The sequence below is a fragment of the Nitrosomonas sp. ANs5 genome (assembly GCF_050584665.1).
In the GTDB taxonomy this organism is placed as follows: Bacteria; Pseudomonadota; Gammaproteobacteria; order Burkholderiales; family Nitrosomonadaceae; genus Nitrosomonas.
This window is the reverse complement of sequence record NZ_JBEUDO010000022.1, coordinates 1-20,690: the sequence shown is the minus strand read 5'-3', so window position 1 is coordinate 20,690 and position 20,690 is coordinate 1. Positions and strand designations below refer to the sequence as shown.

The 20,690-nt window shown below is 53.1% G+C and carries 16 protein-coding genes; 9 read left to right on the top strand and 7 right to left on the bottom strand.

Features of this window, described 5'->3' with window-relative positions:
* Nucleotides 1–340 precede the first annotated feature (340 nt).
* The 5 genes from ABTW62_RS07170 to ABTW62_RS07150 all read right to left on the bottom strand — a co-directional run bounded on the left by ABTW62_RS07170 (nt 341) and on the right by ABTW62_RS07150 (nt 7,233).
* Nucleotides 341–607, bottom strand: a complete 267-nt coding sequence (locus tag ABTW62_RS07170; protein WP_430903912.1) for a YbeD family protein — start codon at nt 605–607, stop codon at nt 341–343.
* Nucleotides 608–618: 11 nt separating this feature from the next.
* On the bottom strand, nt 619–1,479 hold the full coding sequence (locus ABTW62_RS07165; RefSeq protein WP_430903911.1) for a D-amino acid aminotransferase: 861 nt from the start codon (nt 1,477–1,479) through the stop codon (nt 619–621).
* Nucleotides 1,480–1,494: 15 nt separating this feature from the next.
* Nucleotides 1,495–2,616: a D-alanyl-D-alanine carboxypeptidase family protein gene (locus tag ABTW62_RS07160; protein ID WP_430903910.1), complete on the bottom strand. Its 1,122-nt coding sequence runs from the start codon at nt 2,614–2,616 to the stop codon at nt 1,495–1,497.
* Nucleotides 2,617–2,894: 278 nt separating this feature from the next.
* Nucleotides 2,895–5,993 carry an efflux RND transporter permease subunit gene (locus ABTW62_RS07155; RefSeq protein ID WP_430903909.1) on the bottom strand — a complete coding sequence of 1,033 codons (3,099 nt, stop codon included), beginning with the start codon at nt 5,991–5,993 and terminating at the stop codon, nt 2,895–2,897.
* 46 nt (nt 5,994–6,039) lie between these two features.
* A complete protein-coding gene (locus tag ABTW62_RS07150; RefSeq protein WP_430903908.1) occupies nt 6,040–7,233 on the bottom strand; it encodes an efflux RND transporter periplasmic adaptor subunit in 1,194 nt (397 codons plus the stop codon).
* A gap of 137 nt (nt 7,234–7,370) precedes the next feature.
* Between ABTW62_RS07150 and ABTW62_RS07145 the strand changes: the two genes are divergently transcribed.
* The 8 genes from ABTW62_RS07145 to ABTW62_RS07110 are packed head-to-tail and all read left to right on the top strand — an operon-like array spanning nt 7,371 to nt 14,073.
* Nucleotides 7,371–7,838 (top strand): Fe-S cluster assembly transcription factor, encoded by a 468-nt coding sequence (locus ABTW62_RS07145; protein ID WP_090412570.1) that lies wholly within the window; start codon nt 7,371–7,373, stop codon nt 7,836–7,838.
* Nucleotides 7,839–7,863: 25 nt separating this feature from the next.
* Nucleotides 7,864–8,214: a HesB/IscA family protein gene (locus tag ABTW62_RS07140; RefSeq protein ID WP_430903907.1), complete on the top strand. Its 351-nt coding sequence runs from the start codon at nt 7,864–7,866 to the stop codon at nt 8,212–8,214.
* 2 nt (nt 8,215–8,216) lie between these two features.
* Nucleotides 8,217–9,653 (top strand): Fe-S cluster assembly protein SufB, encoded by a 1,437-nt coding sequence (gene sufB / locus ABTW62_RS07135; RefSeq protein WP_430903906.1) that lies wholly within the window; start codon nt 8,217–8,219, stop codon nt 9,651–9,653.
* Nucleotides 9,650–10,444: a Fe-S cluster assembly ATPase SufC gene (sufC, locus tag ABTW62_RS07130; RefSeq protein WP_430903905.1), complete on the top strand. Its 795-nt coding sequence runs from the start codon at nt 9,650–9,652 to the stop codon at nt 10,442–10,444. The genes sufB and sufC overlap by 4 nt, the downstream gene beginning before the upstream one ends.
* Nucleotides 10,441–11,754, top strand: coding sequence for a Fe-S cluster assembly protein SufD (gene sufD, locus ABTW62_RS07125; protein ID WP_430903904.1), 1,314 nt, complete (start codon nt 10,441–10,443; stop codon nt 11,752–11,754). The genes sufC and sufD overlap by 4 nt, the downstream gene beginning before the upstream one ends.
* Nucleotides 11,755–11,757: 3 nt before the next feature.
* The gene (locus ABTW62_RS07120; RefSeq protein ID WP_430903903.1) at nt 11,758–13,023 is read left to right on the top strand and encodes a SufS family cysteine desulfurase; all 1,266 of its coding nucleotides are present in this window, start codon (nt 11,758–11,760) and stop codon (nt 13,021–13,023) included.
* Nucleotides 13,020–13,505 carry a Fe-S cluster assembly sulfur transfer protein SufU gene (sufU, locus tag ABTW62_RS07115; protein WP_430903902.1) on the top strand — a complete coding sequence of 162 codons (486 nt, stop codon included), beginning with the start codon at nt 13,020–13,022 and terminating at the stop codon, nt 13,503–13,505. The genes ABTW62_RS07120 and sufU overlap by 4 nt, the downstream gene beginning before the upstream one ends.
* 7 nt (nt 13,506–13,512) lie before the next feature.
* Nucleotides 13,513–14,073: a NifU family protein gene (locus tag ABTW62_RS07110; RefSeq protein ID WP_430903901.1), complete on the top strand. Its 561-nt coding sequence runs from the start codon at nt 13,513–13,515 to the stop codon at nt 14,071–14,073.
* Between the two features lie 576 nt (nt 14,074–14,649).
* On the opposite strand, the gene ABTW62_RS07105 is transcribed toward ABTW62_RS07110, so the two are convergent.
* Nucleotides 14,650–15,681, bottom strand: a complete 1,032-nt coding sequence (locus ABTW62_RS07105; protein ID WP_430903900.1) for an NAD-dependent epimerase/dehydratase family protein — start codon at nt 15,679–15,681, stop codon at nt 14,650–14,652.
* A 110-nt stretch (nt 15,682–15,791) separates the two neighbouring features.
* On the bottom strand, nt 15,792–17,072 hold the full coding sequence (locus tag ABTW62_RS07100; protein ID WP_430903899.1) for a nucleotide sugar dehydrogenase: 1,281 nt from the start codon (nt 17,070–17,072) through the stop codon (nt 15,792–15,794).
* 488 nt (nt 17,073–17,560) lie between these two features.
* On the opposite strand from ABTW62_RS07100, the gene prsT reads away from it, so the two are divergent.
* Nucleotides 17,561–20,353 carry an XrtA/PEP-CTERM system TPR-repeat protein PrsT gene (gene prsT, locus ABTW62_RS07095; protein WP_430903898.1) on the top strand — a complete coding sequence of 931 codons (2,793 nt, stop codon included), beginning with the start codon at nt 17,561–17,563 and terminating at the stop codon, nt 20,351–20,353.
* Nucleotides 20,354–20,690: the final 337 nt, after the last annotated feature.

Genomic DNA, 20,690 nt, shown 5'->3' with positions numbered 1-20,690 from the left:
TGTCCGAGAATAGACTGATCTACTGCGGATGAGCCTGATTGGCCGGATTTTACGATCCTTTTCGTTAAATAGAACGACTATTCGCCTCAAATGATCGAAAAATCCAACTCAACCAGCCTCGCCCTCGCTACGATCGCTATTCTCGGACAGCCTCCTAGTACTCCGTTCCGCCAAACCGTTTGCATGAAATCGCGCCTTCGCCTGTCATGCGTTGTTGCAAATCCTCGCCATAGCTACGGCTATGACTGCGGTTTGCGCCTAGCCTGGCAGGCGAATCCATCGATTTCATTTGTAAGCTAATTGACGGTACGGAGTACTAGGTTTTCCGTTTGCCTGCCGGCTACAGCAGCATGACGACCAGTGGATGATCGTGCAGTGCCTGATAGAGCGCGTCCAGTTGCGTGCGTGAAGTGGCGCAAATGATACAGGTCAGGCTCAGATAGGCGCCATTTCTGCTGACCCGCACTTCCACAGTGGTGTCGTCAAAATCCGGTGCATGGGTTTTCACGATGGTCAATATTTCCTGGGTGAACCCCTGGTGTGATTTTCCCATGATTTTTATAGGAAAATTACAAGGGTATTCTATCAAAGAAGGTTCTTCCGTCATGCCGGGCCTGCTCAGGAGAGGGCGGGTTGACCCCGCATCATGGTCGCCTTATAGGCTTGATAATGCTGATTGAGCTGCTGAAATACCGGGCCGGGCCTGGCGTCTCCGACCGGTTCGCCATCCAGCTGGGTGATCGCCAGGATTTCTTTGGTGGAAGAGGTCAGCATGATTTCCTGGGCAGAGCGTAGCTCGGCTTCAGAAATCTCTCTTACGGCATGTGGAATGGCATGAGTCTCGGCCAACTCCAGTACGACATCATAGGTGATGCCAGGCAACATCCGATGGTCTTTGGGCGGGGCCAGCAACACATCATCCTTGACGATAAAAATATTGCTGGCCGCGCCCTCGGTCAGCAGCCCGTCACGCAGCAGAATGGTTTCCATGGTGCGTGCATCGATGGCCAGCTGACGCAGCAGCACATTGGGCAGCAGGGAAATGGCTTTGATGTCGCAGCGGCCCCAGCGATTATCCTGTGCCGTGATGGCTGGTACACCACTCGCGAGCAATGCCTGGGGCGGTGGCGGCAATGGGGTGCTCATGATGAAGACGGTCGGCGGCACGCCCAGCGGAAAGGCATGATCCCGTTTGGCGACACCGCGGGTGATATGCAGATAAAGATATTGGTCTTCGCCTTCATTGTGCGCAATGATGCGTGCGATCAGCTGACTCCACTGTAGTTCGGAATGGGGGTTGTTGAGGCGAATCCCATCCAGGCTATGTTGCAAGCGGGTCAGGTGTTCAGAGAGCCGGAAGGGTTTGCGTGAATAGACGGGGATGACCTCGTAAACACCGTCGCCAAAAATAAAGCCGCGATCCAGGACCGGGATATAAGCCTGTTCGATGGGCAGAAACTTTCCATTGAGATAAATCATAAATGCCAATACGCGTTAATTGAGCCACATCTTCAGGTTGTCCCAGGTTCGTCCAAAGAAACCGGCAGCCTCGACAGCTTCAAGCGCAATCAACGGATAAGAAGCAATTTCCTCGCCATCCAGAACAAATCTGACTGCACCGATTTCTTGTCCTTGACCGATCGGCGCGACAAGCGGCTGCCGGTATTCCATCCTGGCCTTGAGCTTGTCGACCTTGCCCCGCGGGAGTGAGAAATAGATATCCCGGTCGAAGCCCACCTTGAGTTTGTTCTGGGCACCTTTCCAGATCTGGACGTTGGCCACGGTTTGATGTTTCTTGTAAGGGTGGGCAGTATCGAAGAACTGGAAACCATAATTCAGTAAGCGTTGGCTCTCGATGCTGCGGGCATTGGGTGAGGCGGTGCCCATGACAACAGAAATCAGCCGGCGGTGATCCCGCTGGGCGGATGTGATCAGGCAATAGCCCGCGGCTTCGGTCCAGCCGGTTTTCATGCCATCCACGTTGGGATCGGTCCATAGCAACCGGTTCCGGTTGGGCTGGGTAATGCCGTTATAGGTATACTCCTTCAACGAATAGAACGGGTAGAATTCAGGGAAATCCCGGATAATGGCCGATGCAAGCAGTGTCAGGTCATGTGCCGTGCTGTAGTGCTCGGGATGCGTCAATCCGGTCGAGTTGGTGAAATGCGTATTGTGCATTTTCAAGCGCTTCGCTTCCTCGTTCATCATATGCGCGAACATATCTTCCGAGCCTGCGATCATTTCCGCTAGGGCGACACAGGCATCATTGCCGGATTGGACGATCATGCCGTGAATCAGCTCATTGACGGTGACTCGTTTGTTGGGCTCGATGAACATGCGCGACCCGACCATGCGCCAGGATTTCTTCGAGACGGGCACCACCTGCTCAAGCGCTATGCGTTCTTGCTTGATGGCGGAGAATACCACATAGGCGGTCATCAACTTGGTCAGTGAAGCCGGATCCAGCCGTTCGTGCGGGTTATGGCTGGCAAGCACCTGGCCGCTGTGGAAATCGCTCAAAACAAAAGATTTGGCGGCCAGAGATAGCTCGGGCTGTTGCGCAAAGGCCGGCCATGCTGTCAATTGGAAAAGCAGAAAGAAGATGAGTCGTTTCATGAAAATCTGCAAAAATCTCATTATACCTCGCACATCAGGTTTCTTAAACCTGGAAATCTTGGTTGGTGGACGGGCTAGCATGTGCAGTTTTCAAGCCGCATGACAAGCGCAGCCTGGTTGCACAGCTATATCATTCTATTCAGTGGTTGTGCTGCCAGGGATGCGGTAAACATGCCCATGTTCAGCTTAAGGGGTGAAACGTTTTTTTCGGACATTCGGCCGGGCTGGGGCAGTTTCGGTTGGGCCGATGCCTGCGCCATGGCTGATCGTTATGTCCGTCATGCCTTTTCCTTGGCGGGCGCGCGTTTCTTGCCGGCTAGCCAGGAAAAGAACAAGGGCACGAAAATGGGCGCGATGAATGCCGCGAGGATCATCCCACCGAATACCCCGGTGCCCATCGATTGGCGCGCAGCCGAACCCGCACCGGTGGCGATCACCAGCGGGACGACACCCAGAATGAATGCCATCGAGGTCATGACGATAGGCCGGAAACGCAGCCGGGCCGATTGAATGGCGGCCTCAAAGGTCGGCACGCCTTCCATCATTTTTTGCTTGGCAAACTCAACCAGTAATATAGCATTCTTGGCAGCCAAACCAATCAGCGTGACCATCCCAATTTGAAAATAAATGTCGTTCGGCATGTCGCGCAGCAGGACAGCAATCAAGGCGCCAGCGACCGCGAATGGCACGGCCATGATAACCGCCAGCGGCAATGCCCAAGTTTCGTATTGGGCCGCAAGAATCAAGAATACCATCACAATGGCAAGGCTGAAAGCGAGCACAGCGGCCGCGCCTGTTTGCTTTTCCTGGAATGCCTTGCCGGTCCAGGCCAGTTGGTAGCCGCTCGGGAGAAATTCGGCGGCGAGCGCTTCGACCCGTTCGATCACTTCGCCCGAGCTTGCGCCGGGAATACCTTCACCCAGTATCTTCGCCGACAGCAAGCCATTGAAACGTTCTAACTGCTCTGCGCCAATGATATGGTGTACCTTGCTGATTGCGGATAACGGCACCATGGCACCGGATGCCGCGCGGACATAAGCGTTACCCAGATCTTCCGGTTTCATGCGGTAGGGCGCATCAGCCTGCAACTGGACCCGGTAGGTGCGGCCGGTACGGTTGAAATCATTGATATAGAATGCGCCCATCGTACTTTGCAATGTGGCGTATATGTCGCCAATGGCTATGCCCTGTGAAATTGCTTTGGCTTCATCGACTTCCACAAACAGTTGCGGGACATTCGGACGAAAGAAGGTATTGACCGAGGCGATTACCGGATCTGCCCGGAGCTTGTCCATGAAATCGGAGACGATCTCGGACAGCACCAATGGATCTGATACGGCAAGCGTCTGGATATATGCTTCAAACCCGCCGGTGCTGCCCAGGCCGCGAATGGCCGGCGGGTTGAAAGCGATGACCAATCCATCCGAGCGTTGTGCGCCGACTCCGAACAGCTCCTGTACGATATCGTCCGCCGTCGCGCTTCTGTCCGACCAGTCCGTCATGCGGACAAACATGGTGGCCACGTTGGTTTTGTTGCCACCGCCGATCAGGTCGAAGCCATTGACCGCAAACTGGTGAGCAACGGCTGGGTTTTGTGCCATTTGAGTTCGCACAGCCTCGGTGGTCTGGATCGTTCTGGTCAATGTGGTGCTATCTGGCAGGATGATCTCGGTGATAACGTACCCTTGGTCTTCTGGCGGAACAAAGCCCTTAGGGATAATATTTGCCAGATACAGAACAGTCCCTACAAATGCCAGAAAAATGAGCGCGCTGATGAAGGCATGATGCAGGCTTTTATTGACCAGGCCCACATAGACATTCCGGATCGAATCAAACCCGCGATTGAATAAGCGGAAAAATTTTGTGTCGGTGTGTGTGGATTTGAGCAAAATTGCACATAAAGCCGGCGATAGGGTCAAAGCGACCACGCCGGACAGCACGCCCGCCACCGCCACGGTGACTGCAAACTGCCGGTAGAGTTCGCCTGCGATCCCGCCAATGAACGCCACTGGCAGAAAGACAGCGACCAGGACCAGGGTCATGGCTATCACAGCGCCTGAAACCTGACGCATGGCCTTGATGGCTGCCTCGAGGGGGGGGAGTTTTTCCTGCGAGATCAACCGCTCGACATTTTCCAGCACCACGATGGCGTCGTCGACAACGATTCCGATGGAGAGCACCATCGCGAACAATGTCATGGTGTTGATAGAGAAACCGAGCAGCCACAGGCCTGCGAAGGTACCTATCAGAGAAATCGGGACGGCGATAATCGGAATCAAGGCTGCGCGCCAGCTTTGTAGAAACAGGTAGACGACGATGATGACCAGGATCATCGCCTCACCCAGGGTTTTGAACACCTCCCAGATCGATTCCTTGACAAAGTCGCTGGTATCGTAGGGTATGCTGTATACCACGCCTTCCGGAAAGCCTTGCTCCAGCTTGGCTATTTTTGTTTTGATAGCCTCGGCGGTGTCCAGGGCATTCGATCCCGGCCGCAAGAAAATGGGAATGCCCACGCCGGGTTCGCCATCCAGAAAAGTCCGGATGTCATAGTCCTGGGGGCCAAGCTCGATGCGTGCGACATCCTTGAGCAGCAGCACGCCACGCGGGCCATCCGCACGCAATATGATGTTGCCGAATTCTTCGGGTTTCAACAGGCGTCCCTTGGCAGTGACCGTATAGACCAGCTGCTGATCCGGCAATGCCGGTTCCTGACCTATTTTTCCCACCGCATATTGTGAATTTTGTGTGCGTATGGCATCGACAATATCGCTGGTGGTCACACCCAGCTGTGCCATGCGATCGGGCCGGATCCAGATGCGCATAGAATAATCCTGGGCGCCGAAAACTCTCGCTTCGCCGACGCCCGGTGTGCGTTTCAGTTCATCGAGAATATTGGTGGTGACGTAATTGCTCAGGAATAGTGGGGTATGGTTTTCATTGTTTGAAGTCAGCATTAACACAAGCAGAATATCGTTGGAGCGCTTTTGCACGATGACCCCCGTGCGACGCACTTCTTCAGGCAAGCGTGGCAGGGCGATATTCATGCGGTTGCTGACGTTGAATGTGGCTTGGTCAAGGTCAGTGCCGATTTCAAATGTGGTCGTGATGGTGAGCGTGCCGCTCGAATCCGCGCTGGAATCGAAATAGAGCAGCCCCTCGATGCCGCTGAGTTCCTGTTCAATCGGCGCAGCAACGGTTCTGGCCAGTGTTTCGGCATTGGCGCCGGGAAAAGTAGCGGTAATCAGTACGGTTGGCGGCGTGATTTGAGGATATTGTGCGATCGGTAATTGCAAAACGGCCGCAATCCCGGCGAGTACGATCAAAATTGATAAAACCGAGGCAAAAATGGGGCGTGTGATAAAAAAACGGCTCATGATTCAAACAAATGAAGAAGTGGGTGGATTGGGCCTGGGCCGGTTTTTAGAGCGCCGCGTGCCCGGGTGCGTCAGTCGCTTCCTGTGGCGCAACAATCAGCCCGGGCTGTAGTTTGATCAGGTTGTCCACGATTACTCGGTCGCCTGACATGAGTCCATCCAGAATGACCCAGTCCCTGCCCGTCCATTCGCCTGCCTGGACGGAGCGTATGGTAGCCTCGTTTTGTTCGTTCACGACATAAACGTATTTGCCGAGATCCGAGGCCAGCACGGCTGGTTGGGGCACGACAAACACGTTCTGGTATTCGCCGGTCTTGATTCTGACGCGCACAAATTGGCCGGGTAGTAGGCGCTTGTCCGGATTCTCGAAAGTTGCGCGCAACTGTTGCGTGCCGAGTACGGGGTCAATATAACTGGCAGCAAAATTGATTTTGCCGGACAGCGGATATTCGCTGCCATCCGGCAGAATGACCTGGACAAGCTGGACGTTTTGCTCGGTGAGGTAGCCTCCCAGCCTTGTCAGATCATGATCGGAAAGACTGAAGCGCACCCACACGGGTGACACCTGGTGGATGGTGGTCAACAAGCTATTCTGCGCTTCGACCAGCGAGCCTTCAGAAAACTGGGCCCGACCCGACGATCCGCCGACCGGGGCCACCACCTTGGTATAGGAGAGGTTGAGTTGCGCCTGCCTGACCTGCTCGCGCGCGGCCCCCATGCCCGCCCGTTCGATGGCAAGACTTGCCACGGCATTATCATACATGCGCTGACTGACAAAGTTCTCAGCGACCAGTCTTTTCAGGCGCGCCTCTTCCAGTTCGGCATCTGTCACGCGTGCCTGTTGCTCGGAGAGTCTGGCGCGTGCCTGTGCCAGTGCAATCTGGAACGGTTCCGGGTCAATCAGAAACAGTGCTTGATTCGCCTGGACACTTTCGCCTTCCTCATACAAATGTTTGAGCAGAATGCCGCCGACGCGCGGGCGCACTTCCACTTCTTTCGCGCCTTCCGTTTGGCCAACCGTTTCGGTCATTCTCGGTGCGTTGACTGGGTTGACTCTGACAACGCTTACTGGCAGTGCCTGATCCGTTTCAGGGAATTCATTCCGGTTTGTGCTGTCTTTGGAACATGCAGCAAGCAAAGCACATAACAGCAGTGCAGCGAGCATTGCAGGAAGCGGGCGAGACTTGGTTTTTTTTGATCCAGTGGATGCGAAGCGGTATTTTGACGGATTGGAATTCATTGTTTATTGGAATTATTTAGTGACGCATGCAGGCAGTTTATGGACCACTAAAGTTGACTAATATTGTCAGGTATTATATAGTTGACCAAAATTATCGGAAATACTTTTTAACCGCTCTATTGTACTAAGGAATTGTAATGAGATTGACAACAAAAGGACGATTTGCGGTAACGGCACTGTTGGATATCGCAATGCGGCATGGCAGCGGCCCGGTCGCGTTGGCCGATATCAGCCAGCGGCAGAAAATTTCACTATCCTATCTTGAACAGCTGTTTGCCAAATTGCGCCAGCGCGAACTGGTTGACAGCGTGCGCGGACCAGGAGGCGGGTATTGCCTGGCCAAGGATCTGGATGAAGTGTCCGTGGCGGACATTATTCTGGCCGTGGATGAACCGATCGACAGCACCCAGTGTGGCGGCAAAGAAAACTGTCTTGGCGACAGCAAATGCATGACCCACGATCTTTGGGCCAAGCTCAACGAAATCATATTCGATTATCTCGGGCATGTCACGCTGCAGCGTCTGGTGGATGAGCAGAACCAACGCGAGCTACAACGCGAACAGGCCGTGGTCAAGCTGTACGATATGCGGGAAGCGGCATTCTGATTGGCAATCCATGAAAGGCAGAACCATGGCAATTACTTTGACAGAACGCGCAGCCTGCCAGATTCGGCAGCAGCTGACCAAACGGGGTAAGGGGCTTGCTCTGCGACTGGGAATTAAAAAGTCCGGTTGTTCAGGGTTTGCCTATCTTTTCGATTATGCAGATGAAATACAGGCTGATGATCAGCTGTTCGAGTCACGCGGCGCCAAGGTCGTGGTCAAGCAGGATCATCTGTCCTTTTTTGATGGATCCGAAATTGATTATGTTCAGGAAGGCCTGAACAGTACTTTCAGATTCATCAATCCGAACATTGATAATACTTGCGGCTGTGGAGAGAGTTTCAGCCTTAAAACGCAGGAACAAAATCAGGAATTATAAAAATGAGTGCTGCATTACAACATTTGGTTAATCAACCATATAAGCACGGCTTTGTCACCAACATCGAAGCGGATATTGCGCCCAAGGGTCTGAATGAGGATGTCATCCGACTGATTTCTTCCAAAAAGAAAGAGCCTGAATGGTTGCTGGCTTTCAGGCTGGAGGCCTACCAGCGGTGGCTGGGGATGACCGAGCCGACTTGGCAGAATGTCAAGCATCCCAAAATCGATTTTCAGGCTATCAGCTATTATTCTGCCCCCAAACCGAAGAAAAAGCTGGCCAGTATGGATGAAGTGGATCCCGAATTGCTGCGCACCTTCGAAAAACTGGGTGTGCCCATGCATGAACGGGCCGCATTGGCCGGAGTCGCTGTTGACGTCATTTTTGATAGCGTTTCGGTTGCCACGACCTACAAGGAAAAACTGGCTGAAGTCGGCATCATCTTCTGTTCCATTTCCGAAGCGGTTCAGCATCACCCTGAGCTGATCAAGCAGTATCTGGGTACGGTTGTGCCGCCAGGAGATAATTTTTATGCGGCGCTTAACTCTGCCGTCTTTACGGACGGGTCTTTCTGCTATATTCCAAAGGGCGTCAAATGCCCAATGGATCTATCCACTTATTTCCGGATCAATACCCAGGAATCCGGGCAGTTCGAGCGTACCCTGATCATCGCGGAGGAAGGCGCATCCGTCTCCTATCTGGAAGGCTGCACCGCGCCTCAATTTGATACCAATCAACTGCATGCGGCAGTGGTCGAATTGGTCGCACTGGATAACGCCGACATCAAGTATTCGACGGTACAGAATTGGTATGCTGGCGATGAGAATGGCGTGGGCGGTATCTATAATTTCGTCACCAAGCGTGGCCTGGCAAAAGGCAGGAACTCGCGCATTTCCTGGACCCAGGTAGAAACCGGTTCCGCAATTACATGGAAGTATCCTTCATGTATCCTGCGCGGCGAGAATTCCGTGGGGGAATTCTATTCAGTGGCCGTCACCAATCATCATCAGCAGGCAGATACGGGCACCAAAATGATCCATATCGGCCCGAATACACGCAGCACCATTGTCAGCAAGGGTATCTCGGCCGGTCAATCCAATAGCAGTTATCGTGGGTTGGTAAGAATCGCGCCCACAGCAACCAATGCCCGCAATTATTCGCAGTGTGATTCAATGTTGATCGGCAGTCAGTGCGGTGCGCATACGTTTCCCTATATTCAAGTACAGAACAACAGCGCGCAGGTCGAACATGAAGCGTCGACTTCCAAGATCGGTGAAGACCAATTGTTTTATTTCGCCCAGCGTGGCATCGATGCCGAAGAGGCGGTATCGATGATCATCAATGGTTTCTGCAAAGAAGTCTTTCAGCAATTGCCATTGGAATTCGCGGTGGAAGCGACAAAATTACTCAGCTTCAAGCTGGAAGGGAGTGTGGGATGATAGACCCGAACAGTAAAGTATTGCTGGAAGTTCATGACTTGCATGCAACCGTCGATGGAACGGAGATCCTCAAGGGTGTGAATTTCACCGTCAAAAGCGGCGAGATTCATGCCATCATGGGATTGAATGGTTCGGGCAAAAGCACTTTTGCCAAGGTGCTGGCAGGCCATCCGGCTTATGAGATGACCAAAGGTACAGTCCATCTCGATGGCCAGGATCTATCCAGCCTGGCACCGGAGGAACGGGCACGCGCCGGTGTGTTTCTCGCATTTCAGTATCCGACCGAAATTCCCGGGGTCGCCAATGACCAGTTTCTGCGACTGGCGTACAATACTGTGCAAGCGCAACGGGGCAAGGAAGAGCTCGATCCCTTGGAATTCGATGATTTTGTGCGTGAAAAGATGAAATGGCTTGAAATGAAGCCGGATTTCCTCGATCGGAGTGTCAATGAAGGTTTCTCCGGTGGTGAAAAGAAACGTAACGAGATTCTGCAAATGGCCCTGCTGGAGCCGAGGCTGGCCATTCTGGATGAAACCGACTCCGGTCTCGATATCGATGCACTCAAAGTCGTGGCAAGTGGCGTGAATCGACTTGCCAACAAGGATAACGCGATCATTTTGGTGACGCATTATCAGCGTCTGCTGGATTATATCGTTCCCGATTATGTGCATGTGATGGAGGCGGGGCGCATCATCAAAACGAGTGGCAAAGAGCTGGCACTTGCGCTTGAAACCCATGGCTATGACTGGCTGCATAGCGAGGCGGGGCGTGCGGTAGGGACGCAATTATGAGTTCAGTGATCAAAGACGATTATCTCGCGCAGCTGATTGCCTCCTGGAAAGCGGAGGCGGCTGCTTCCGCCATGCCTGTCACCTCTTGGCTCGATCAGCTGCGCGCCAGCGCAGCCGGTCGTATTGAAGTGCTCAGACTGCCCACGACACGGGATGAAGAATGGCGTTTTACCGATATTACACCGCTTAAATATTCATCCTTTCCACGGGCATCGGTTGCCTCAAGGTTAACCGGACACGATATTGCGCGTTACACACTGGATGATGTGCCGTATCGGGTGGTGTTCGTCGATGGTCAATTTTCCTCAGAGTTGTCGAGTATCGAACATGACAGTGGCGTCATCGCCGGCAATCTATCTTCGCTGGCTAACGAGCACACGGCCATGGTGGCACGTTACCTGGGTCGGCTGGCAGACTTTCAGGATGACATCTTCGTGGCGTTGAATACGGCCTTTCTCCATGATGGTGCGGGGATTATCATTCCAGCCGATATTTCGGCGGCTGCGCCGATTCATGTCTTGTTTATCACCTCGCAGCCGGAGCAGACAACCTACCCGAGGTGTTTGGTGATTGCCGAGCCAGGCGCCCGGGCGACGCTGGTCGAAGAATACATTGCGCTGCAGGATGCCGCTTATCTGACCAACTCCGTGATGGAAATGCATCTCGCCCGTTCCGCGCAAGTGCAGCATATACGTGTCCAGCGCGAAAGCCGGCAGGCGTTTCACATCGCCAACAACACCACGGTGATTGCGCCTGATGCTTGTTATCGTTCGGTCAGTCTGACTCTCGGTGCCCAAATCTCGCGGTACAGTCAAAATATTGTGCTGGCAGGCGAGAATGCGGAATGTGCCATTGATGGACTTACGCTCATAGCCGGCAAACAACTGGCCGATACGCATACATTTATCGATCATGCCAAGCCGTACGGCAGAAGCCAGCAACTTCACAAATGTATTGCCGATGATAGTGCCCGTGGGGTATTCAGCGGGAAAATCATGGTGCGCCCGCATGCACAAATGACAGATTCCAGACAAATGAGCCGCAATCTGTTGCTGTCAGACAAGGCTCGAGTGGATACTAAACCACAGCTTGAAATTTTTGCGGACGATGTGAAGTGCGCGCATGGGGCAACGGTCGGCCAGCTCGACAAGGAAGCACTGTTCTATTTGCAAAGCAGGGGGTTGTCCGATACCGCGGCTCGCAATCTGCTGACCTACGCCTTTGGCGGTGAAGTGATCAGCCGCATTCCGGTGAATTCGCTCAAACAGCAGCTCGAGAAATTTGTCCTTGCCAGCACACAGGTCAATTGAACTATGAAAAGCGTCGAAGCATTATTTACTCCCCAGACAACACCCACGGCACTGGAAATGCAGCGCCTGCGCGACGATTTCCCGATACTCGGCATCCGCGTCGGTGACAAGCCGCTCGTCTATCTGGACAATGCCGCTTCCAGCCAGATGCCGCAAGCTGTTATCGATCGACTGGTGCGTTACCAGACGACCCAGCATGCCAATATTCATCGTGCCGTCCACCATCTTTCCGAAATCGCCACACAAGAATATGAAAATGCGCGCCGTAAATTGCAGCATTTCATGGGGGCACGGGAAGAGAAAGAAGTGATCTTCACCAGCGGGACAACTGACAGCATCAATCTAGTCATGCACGGCTACGGCCGCAAGTTCATCCAGAGCGGTGATGAAATCATCCTCACGACCCTGGAGCATCATTCGAACATAGTACCCTGGCAAATGCTGGCGGAGGAAAAGGGCGCCCGTATTCGGGTTGTACCGATCAATGACAGCGGCGAATTGCTGGTTGAGGCGTACGAAAAGCTCTTCAATTCAAAGACTCGCTTTGTCGGCCTTTCGCATGTATCGAACGCGCTTGGTACCATCAATCCGATCAAGCAAATGATTGCCATTGCGCATCAACATGGCGTTCCGGTTTTGATCGATGGCGCACAGGCCGCCCCCCATTTGAAAGTTGATGTGCAAAAGCTGGACTGCGATTTTTATGCATTTTCGGCGCATAAACTCTTCGGCCCCACAGGGATCGGGGTGCTTTATGGCAAGGCACATCTGCTGGAAGCAATGCAGCCCTACAAAGGTGGTGGCGACATGATTGCCTCGGTCACTTTTGAGAAAACGATTTATAACGAGCTGCCGTATAAATTTGAAGCGGGAACGCCGCCTATTGCGGCAGCGATCGGTTTTGGTGCGGCAATTGATTACCTGAATCAGATTGGCCTTGATGCCATTGCCGCTTACGAACATGATTTGCTGCGCTATGCAACCGAGCAAATCCAGACAATTCCGGGCGTGCGCATCATTGGCGACAGCTCGAACAAAGTCGCGGTGATCTCGTTTGTCATAGACGGTATTCATCCACATGATGTCGGTACGCTGCTTAACCAGGAAGGTATTGCCGTGCGCACGGGCCACCATTGTGCGCAACCGATCATGGAACGCTTCAAGGTGCCGGCAACTTCCCGCGCATCATTTGCTTTTTACAATAACAGAGATGAGGTCGAAGCCCTGGTGGCAGGCATTCGATCCGTACAAAAGGTCTTCGCACTATGAGTTTGAAATCCATTTATCAGGAAGTCATCCTTGATCATAACCGCAAGCCGCGTAACTACGGCTCACTCGATCACCCTACCCACCATGCGGTAGGACACAATCCGCTCTGTGGCGATCGAATTACACTGGATCTCGCGATGGTCGATGAGCATATCGAGCAAATTGCTTTTCATGGTGAATCCTGTGCGATTTGCAAAGCTTCCAGCTCGATGATGACAGCCGCTGTCAAGGGAAAGACCCGTCAGGAGGCCGAGACGCTGGTCAATGAATTTCGTGAAATGGTGGTGAATGGCTCCGATCCGGCCAGTCTTGATCATCTCGGCCGGTTGAAGGTCCTTGGGGGGGTGCGCGATTTACCTACACGGGTCAAGTGTGCCATTTTGCCGTGGCATACGCTGCATGCCGCCATGAATTCGGTTGTCGCTGTTTCGACTGAAACCGAGGAAGACAATGCGGCACAACTGGCAGTGAACAATCACTGATAAGCTTATGCCGAAAATTGCAGAAATAGAAGGGACGCCGAATCCCAACGCGTTGAAATTCATTTTGAAAGAGCCGCTTACCTGGGGCGTTGTGCGCTCTTATGACAATGCCGAACAAGCCGAGGAGGATCCGCTTGCCTTGGCCTTGTTCGATATCGATCATGTCACCAATGTTTTTTATGTCGACCGCTGGATTACCATTACCCAGGATGGCGAAGCCGACTGGCAAGACCTCGCGCGGGCCGTAGCTGATCCGATTCGCGCCGCACCGGCTGCGACCGATGAATCGGCAGCTGCTGTTGCCGCAGCCAGTGAGGCGTTGGCCCATCTCAGCGAGGCAGACCGCCAGCGGCTGGAGCGCATCAATATCTTGTTGGACGAGGAAGTGCGGCCTTATTTGCAGCATGACGGCGGCGATCTGCATGTGCTTGGCCTAGAGGAGAATGTCCTGCAAATCCACTATCAGGGCGCCTGCGGGACATGCCCGAGTTCAATCACCGGCACGTTGCGGGGGATAGAGCAGTTGCTGAGAACAATCGAACCGTATATCCGGGTCGTCTCGGTGTGAATCTGAGCCGCTGTTTTGGAAATGTCCGTTTTAGACCCCACTCTTCAACGACATGTCCATGGCGGCTGCATTGTCGTAGAAAAGCGTCTGGATGGCTGCAGCCTGTTGGGTCTAGTACTCCGTTCCGTCAATTAGCTTACAAATGAAATCGATGGATTCGCCTGCCAGGCTAGGCGCAAACCGCAGTCATAGCCGTAGCTATGGCGAGGATTTGCAACAACGCATGACAGGCGAAGGCGCGATTTCATGTAAGCGGTTTGGCGGAACGGAGTACTAGCCATATTATCGATCGGGCCGGGGAAGCGGTGCAGCAATCCAGCCCAACGTCAGCCTGGCCTTGATGCGAATGTCTTGCTGGGCAGGCGTAGGGTGCGCTTGCGCACCGTCAAACACCGGCCACTGCCAGTAAGTCCCCTCGCATGACAAAAGCCGGTGTACAAGTGCACCCTACACGCCTGTGGCAGAAAGTTGATTTGTCTCCCGAATTTGCTTGATTTGGGGCACAGATCATGGTGCGTAAACACGGCCATATACCAGTTTGATCGATGCGAAGACTTCGGACCCCCACAAGCCTGTTCAGGAAAGATTTTGTAAATACCAGTCCATCGATTGCTTCAACCCTTGATCGATCCGGTGTGTGGGTACGTAGCCCAGCAGTTCATGTGCCTTGCCGATATCTGCCTGGGAATGCCGGACATCGCCCTGGCGGAAATCTCTATAAGTTGGCTGATGGTTGCTGAGATGCGGAAAGCGATCAATCAGCAGGTCGTGCATCATGGCATAAAGCTGATTGAGGCTGGTGCGTGCGTTCAATGCGATATTGTAAACTTGGTTCACTGCCTGGGCATGGGTTGTCAATGCGGCGAGCAAGTTGGCCTGGACGGCGTTCTCTACGAAACAAAAATCCCGGCTGGTCTCGCCGTCTCCGTTGATGTAAAGCGGTTGGTTCCTGATCAGCGCCGCTATCCACTGCGGGATAACTGCAGCATAAGCGCCATTGGGATCCTGCCGAGGGCCGAAAATATTGAAATAGCGCAGGCCGATCGATTGCATAGCATAGCAGCGAGCAAATACATCGGCATACAACTCATTCACATATTTGGTTACGGCATAGGGCGACAGCGGTTGGCCAATGATGGGTTCGACCTTGGGCAAACCCGGATGATCGCCATAGGTGGAACTGGAAGCGGCGTAGACAAAACGCTTGACCTTGGCGTCGCGCGCGCTGACCAGGATATTCAAAAAGCCAGAGACATTACTTTCGTTGGCGAGAATGGGATCGTCGATCGATCTCGGTACCGACCCCAGCGCCGCCTGGTGCAGGACGAAATCAACGCCTTCGCAGGCTTTGCGGCAATCAGCCAGTTGCCGAATATCGCCCTCGATAAACTTGAAGTTTGACCAGGCTTCAGGCCCGACCGCCATTCTTACCTGATCGAGGTTGTGGGGATGGCCGGTGGAAAAATTGTCCAGCCCTACCACTTTCTGGTTCAACCCGAGCAGGGTTTCGAGTAGGTTCGAACCGATGAAACCTGCCACACCGGTTACCAGCCAGCAATAACTATTTTGCTGCAAATGTTGTCGAGTCTCAGTGTATCGTGTTGTCATAGATAATTTCTGATGAGGTTTTGCAAAATTTGCCTTTGTGCGGTTTTCAGTGGAGCGCATGAAGCCTGGAATAGGTCATCGTCAGCAAGGGGCACAAGCGCACCCTGCGTTCAAAGCCGCCAGACATGGAAACCTGCTTGACGCATGGCTTGCGCATCGAACTGGGATTTGACATCGATGAAACAACCCTGCGCAACCATCTTGGCCTGAATATCGGACAATGATTTGCCAGTGAATGCCTCGTGTGCGACTGCCACAATCAAGGCATGTGCCTGCGGCAAATCCTCCCAAGCCTTGAGTGTTACCCCGTATTCATGCTTGGCTTCTTCGGTTTCCGCCACGGGATCATGCACATGGACCTCGACGCCGTAATCCTGCAGTTCGTGGATAACATCGGCGACCTTGGAATTTCTCAGATCCGGACAATTCTCCTTGAATGTCAAGCCCAGCAAGTTGACTTGCGCGCCCTTGACGTTGAAACCTGCTTTAATAATCTGTTTGATGGTTTGTTCGGCCACATATTTGGCCATGGTGTCATTGATGCGGCGGCCAGACAGGATGACCTGCGGCATGTAACCCACCATTTCGGCCTTGTGCGTCAAGTAATACGGATCGACCCCGATGCAATGCCCCCCCACCAGGCCCGGCCGGAATGGCAGGAAATTCCATTTGGTACCAGCTGCCTGCAAGGTTTCATGGGTGTCGATATCCAGTTTATCGAAAATGATGGCAAGCTCGTTCATCAAGGCGATATTGAGATCGCGCTGGGTGTTTTCGATCACCTTGGCTGCCTCGGCCACTTTGATACTAGAGGCACGATGCACCCCGGCAGTGACGACCGTTTCGTACAAGCGCGCGACTTTGTCCAGCACCTCGGGGGTATCGCCGGAAACCACTTTGGTAATGGTGGTTAGGGTATGTTGCTTGTCGCCTGGATTGATGCGTTCGGGTGAGTAACCGACAAAAAAATCCTGCTTCCAGCGCAGACCCGAATGCCGTTCCAGTTCGGGGATACACACTTCTTCGGTTGCGCCGGGGTAGACTGTCGATTCGTAAACGACAATCGCACCTTTTTTCATGTGCTTGCCGACTGTTTCGCTGGCGCGTTTCAAGGCGGTGAAATCGGGCTGATGCGCCAGGTCGACAGGCGTCGGCACGGCGACAACGATAAAATCGGCCTGGCCCAGATCGGCCGGATTGGCAGTCAGTGCCAATCGCTGCGCGGCCTGGAAATCGGCCGGGGAGACTTCGCCTGTGGGATCGCAATGGCTTCGATAATGCGCAATTTTATGCTCTGAAACATCGAAACCGATTGTATCGAGTTTTTTGCCAAACTCGATAGCCAGAGGCAACCCCACATATCCCAACCCCACAACCGCTACTATTTGCATAAGAATATTTCCTTCATAGACTTGAATACGATAAATCGCCCAGGATATCTAGAGTACTAGATTAGCCGCCTGACATCTGCTCGAACCTGCCACGGGACAGTTCCAGGAGACTAGAATAACGTGGTGTATTTCGCCAATTATGTATGACTGAGCATATAAGTGATAAAAAATAAAATAACCGATTCATGACATATTCAGTTTAGCATCAAAGCCCGGAATAACCGTTAATTCTGGTGATTCGGGGATGCTGGAATTGTGATATAACTAACAAGTATTGCTCCAAATAGCATGTATGTTCTTATTCCTGAAATTCAGTCATTTGTTTCCAACACTGAGAAACCTGAGAAACTACTTTATTTTTCTGCCGGAGAAACTGAATGAAGGGCATGTCGCTGTCATGCTTCGGGTTGTACAGAATCAAGACTGTCGTTCATTCAGGTTAATGTGCATTCCGCAAGTCATGTGTTTAAATATCAAGAGGGGTAAAAATGGGCAGCTCTGGTAAAACGACTACGCAAACTAAATTTTCGACGCTACTTGCCTCCATGCTGATAGTGGTATTCTCGCTTTCTGCCTGCGGCAAGGCCAAGGATGCTCAGGCACTTGTTGCCGAAGCGGTACAGTATCAGCAGCAGGGCGACGACAAGGCGGCTATCATACAATTGAAAAATGCCCTGCAGCAAAGTCCGAATGATCCTGAAATACGTCACTTGCTGGGCACGCTCTACAACAAGGTGGGCGATATCCAGTCCGCGGAAAAGGAGCTGAGTAAAGCACTGAGCCTGGGCATGGACCCTGCCAAGGTTTTGCCTGACCTGGGTCAGACTTGGTTGGGTATGGGGCGATATCAGGAATTGCTGGACGAAACCGAGAAATTGTCCGAACAGGGCGATTTTACCGAGCTGCTGGTGTTGCGCGGCAATGCTCTGCTGGCATTGGGCAAATTCGTGGATGCCAGGTTATTGTTTGAGCAGGCCTTGCAGGACCAGCCAGGATCTGCCGAGGCATTGATTGGGCTGGCCAGATATTCACTCACGCAGCAGGATGTCGAATCAGCCATGCGTTACGCTGAGGAAGCCGTCATCCACAATCCTGAGAATAGTGATGTTCTGTTGTTCAAGGCCGATTTGTTGCGTGCCCAGGGCAAGGTTGACGAAGCCCTGGCCTATTATGACCAAGTCATAGAACTGAAACCCGATACGGTCTCCGCCTATGTCAACCGCGCGACCATTGCAATCAGCGCCAAGAAATTTGAATCTGCCCAGGCTGATCTGAATACTGTCCGTAAAATCGCGCCGGGTGATCTATCCGCTGTGTATACCCAGGCACTGCTTGATTTCAGCCAGGGTAACCATACGGCTGCCCAGGAATCATTGCAGCAGATACTGGGTGCTGTGCCGAATCATATGCCCAGTGTCCTGCTGGCGGGCGCCACGCAGTTTGCGCTGGGATCCATACCACAGGCAGAGCAACATGTTGCTCAATATCTCAAGGCTATCCCCAACAATCTTTATGCCATCAAGCTGATGGCATCGATCCAGTTGAAAAATAATCAGGCTAAGCAGGCGGTCAATACCTTGACGCCTGCACTGAATGCGGTTCAGCAGGATGTGCAATTATATGCGCTCGCGGGTGAGGCTTACATGCGGTCGGGAGACTTCGTCAAAGCCACTGAATATTTTGAGAAGGCCGATGTGCTGGCACCAGACAATGCGGCCCTGCAAACCGCGCTGGCCATGAGCAAATTGGGACAGGGCGATAGCAAAAGCGCGATTGCAGATCTGGAGATGGCCACCCAGCTGGAAGGCCAATCCAGCCGGGCGGGCGTGATGCTGGTCATGACCCATTTGCAGCTGCGCGAATATGACAAGGCGCTGGCAGCAGTGGAGTCCCTGCAAAAGGAACAACCGGATAACCCGCTTTTTCATAACTTGAAAGGGGGTGTTTACCTGGGCAAGAAGGATCTGACCAAAGCGCGCGCAAGCTTCAATCAGGCACTCAAGCTGCAGCCGGATTATTTCCCGGCAATTTCCAATCTGGCCAGAATCGATGTGCAGGAAAATAATCCGGATAGCGCACGGCAACGCTTCGAAGCGGTGCTGAAGCAGGATCCCAAGCATCTGCAGGCGATGAATGCACTGGCCAGTCTCGCGCTATCCCAGGGTAACGAGGCTGAAGCCACCACATGGCTGGAGCGAGCCAGGCGGGAAAATCCGGATGAATTGCAGCCTGCCTTGCAGCTGGGCGCGCACTATTTGCGCGTGAATGCGCCCAAGCAGGCGCTGACACTGGCCAAGAAGCTGCAGGGTACCTATCCGGATAATCTGAATATCATCGAATTACTGGCGCGCGCTTATCTCGCGAGCGATGACAAGCCTGCCGCACTGGATAATTTCCAGAAACTCGCTGCCAGACTACCCGATTCGGCCCCCGCGCAATTTCAGTTGGCGCAAGTGCATCTCGCCATGGGTGACCACAAGGCTGCTACAAATTCCCTGAAAAAAGCGCTTGCGATCCAGCCCGACTTTTTGGAAGCCAAAGTGGCCCAGGCCAGACTGGCAGCCCAAAGCAATCGTTTGGAGGAAGCGCTTAGCATCACGCGCGATATCCAGAAGCTGCATGAAAATCATCCCGTCGGATTCGAAATGGAAGGTGACTTGTTGATGGGGCAAAAAGACGCCGCCGCTGCGGCAGCTGTCTATGATAAAGCGCTGTCCAAGCAGAAAAACAGCCAGTTATTGATCAAGCTGCATGCGGCTCTGAATCAGAGTGGAAAATCGAAACAGGCAGAGACGCGCATCAATCAATGGTTGAAAGACAACCCAACCGATACGGTCACACGTAGCTATCTGGCAGGGGCCTATCTGGCGCAACAGCAATATGCGCCGGCAATCAAACAATACCAGGCCGTACTGGCGCAGCATCCCGATCATGCGGCAACACTGAATAATCTCGCCTGGGTCTATCAACAGAAAAAAGATCCGGCTGCAGTGGAATATGCAGAAAAAGCCTACCAGCAGGCACCGGACAGCCCGGCCATCATGGACACACTCGGCTGGATACTGGTTGAGCGGGGAGAAGTCGAGCGTGGTGTGACGTTATTGCAGAAGGCTGTTTCACTGGCGCCTGAAGCAGTTGAGATTCGTTACCACTATGCAGTAGGGCTGCATCGATCGGGTGATAAAGGCGCTGCACGTGCAGAGCTGGAGCGGTTGCTGCAGGCTGACAAATCCTTCCCTCAGATAGAGGAGGCCAGGAAACTGCTCGAAAGCCTTAAATGAAAGCATCCAAATGTCCGTGACTGAATCTGTGTGTATCCTGGCTCACGATTCTTTCACGGGCATACGCAAATGGTTATAGCGCTTGCGGGTATTGCCGAGAAGTTGTTGGGGAAAGGTCTGGCTTCGCGATTTCCAGCTTCGGTAGGGTGCGCAAGCGCACCCTACCGACTGTCGTTCATCGTCGCTGCGAGTCGTGTAGGCAGCGAAGCAGCCCAGTGCGTAGATACTCTGTCTTCAGTCAAGCCAAATTTACGTATTAGCGGCCTTCATTTTGAAAAACTTGTCACCATCAAACGGCATGTTGTGATGCAGCATGCCGTAAATTGCGTGCAGTAAT

Coding starts and splice junctions, on each gene's coding strand:
- ABTW62_RS07100 (WP_430903899.1), bottom strand. CDS start 17,072: ATGCAAATAGTAGCGGTTGTGGGGTTGGGATATGTGGGGTTGCCTCTG.
- ABTW62_RS07145 (WP_090412570.1), top strand. CDS start 7,371: ATGAGATTGACAACAAAAGGACGATTTGCGGTAACGGCACTGTTGGAT.
- ABTW62_RS07120 (WP_430903903.1), top strand. CDS start 11,758: ATGAAAAGCGTCGAAGCATTATTTACTCCCCAGACAACACCCACGGCA.
- ABTW62_RS07140 (WP_430903907.1), top strand. CDS start 7,864: ATGGCAATTACTTTGACAGAACGCGCAGCCTGCCAGATTCGGCAGCAG.
- sufC (WP_430903905.1), top strand. CDS start 9,650: ATGATAGACCCGAACAGTAAAGTATTGCTGGAAGTTCATGACTTGCAT.
- ABTW62_RS07150 (WP_430903908.1), bottom strand. CDS start 7,233: ATGAATTCCAATCCGTCAAAATACCGCTTCGCATCCACTGGATCAAAA.
- sufB (WP_430903906.1), top strand. CDS start 8,217: ATGAGTGCTGCATTACAACATTTGGTTAATCAACCATATAAGCACGGC.
- ABTW62_RS07160 (WP_430903910.1), bottom strand. CDS start 2,616: ATGAAACGACTCATCTTCTTTCTGCTTTTCCAATTGACAGCATGGCCG.
- ABTW62_RS07155 (WP_430903909.1), bottom strand. CDS start 5,993: ATGAGCCGTTTTTTTATCACACGCCCCATTTTTGCCTCGGTTTTATCA.
- sufD (WP_430903904.1), top strand. CDS start 10,441: ATGAGTTCAGTGATCAAAGACGATTATCTCGCGCAGCTGATTGCCTCC.
- ABTW62_RS07110 (WP_430903901.1), top strand. CDS start 13,513: ATGCCGAAAATTGCAGAAATAGAAGGGACGCCGAATCCCAACGCGTTG.
- sufU (WP_430903902.1), top strand. CDS start 13,020: ATGAGTTTGAAATCCATTTATCAGGAAGTCATCCTTGATCATAACCGC.
- ABTW62_RS07170 (WP_430903912.1), bottom strand. CDS start 607: ATGACGGAAGAACCTTCTTTGATAGAATACCCTTGTAATTTTCCTATA.
- ABTW62_RS07165 (WP_430903911.1), bottom strand. CDS start 1,479: ATGATTTATCTCAATGGAAAGTTTCTGCCCATCGAACAGGCTTATATC.
- prsT (WP_430903898.1), top strand. CDS start 17,561: ATGGGCAGCTCTGGTAAAACGACTACGCAAACTAAATTTTCGACGCTA.
- ABTW62_RS07105 (WP_430903900.1), bottom strand. CDS start 15,681: ATGACAACACGATACACTGAGACTCGACAACATTTGCAGCAAAATAGT.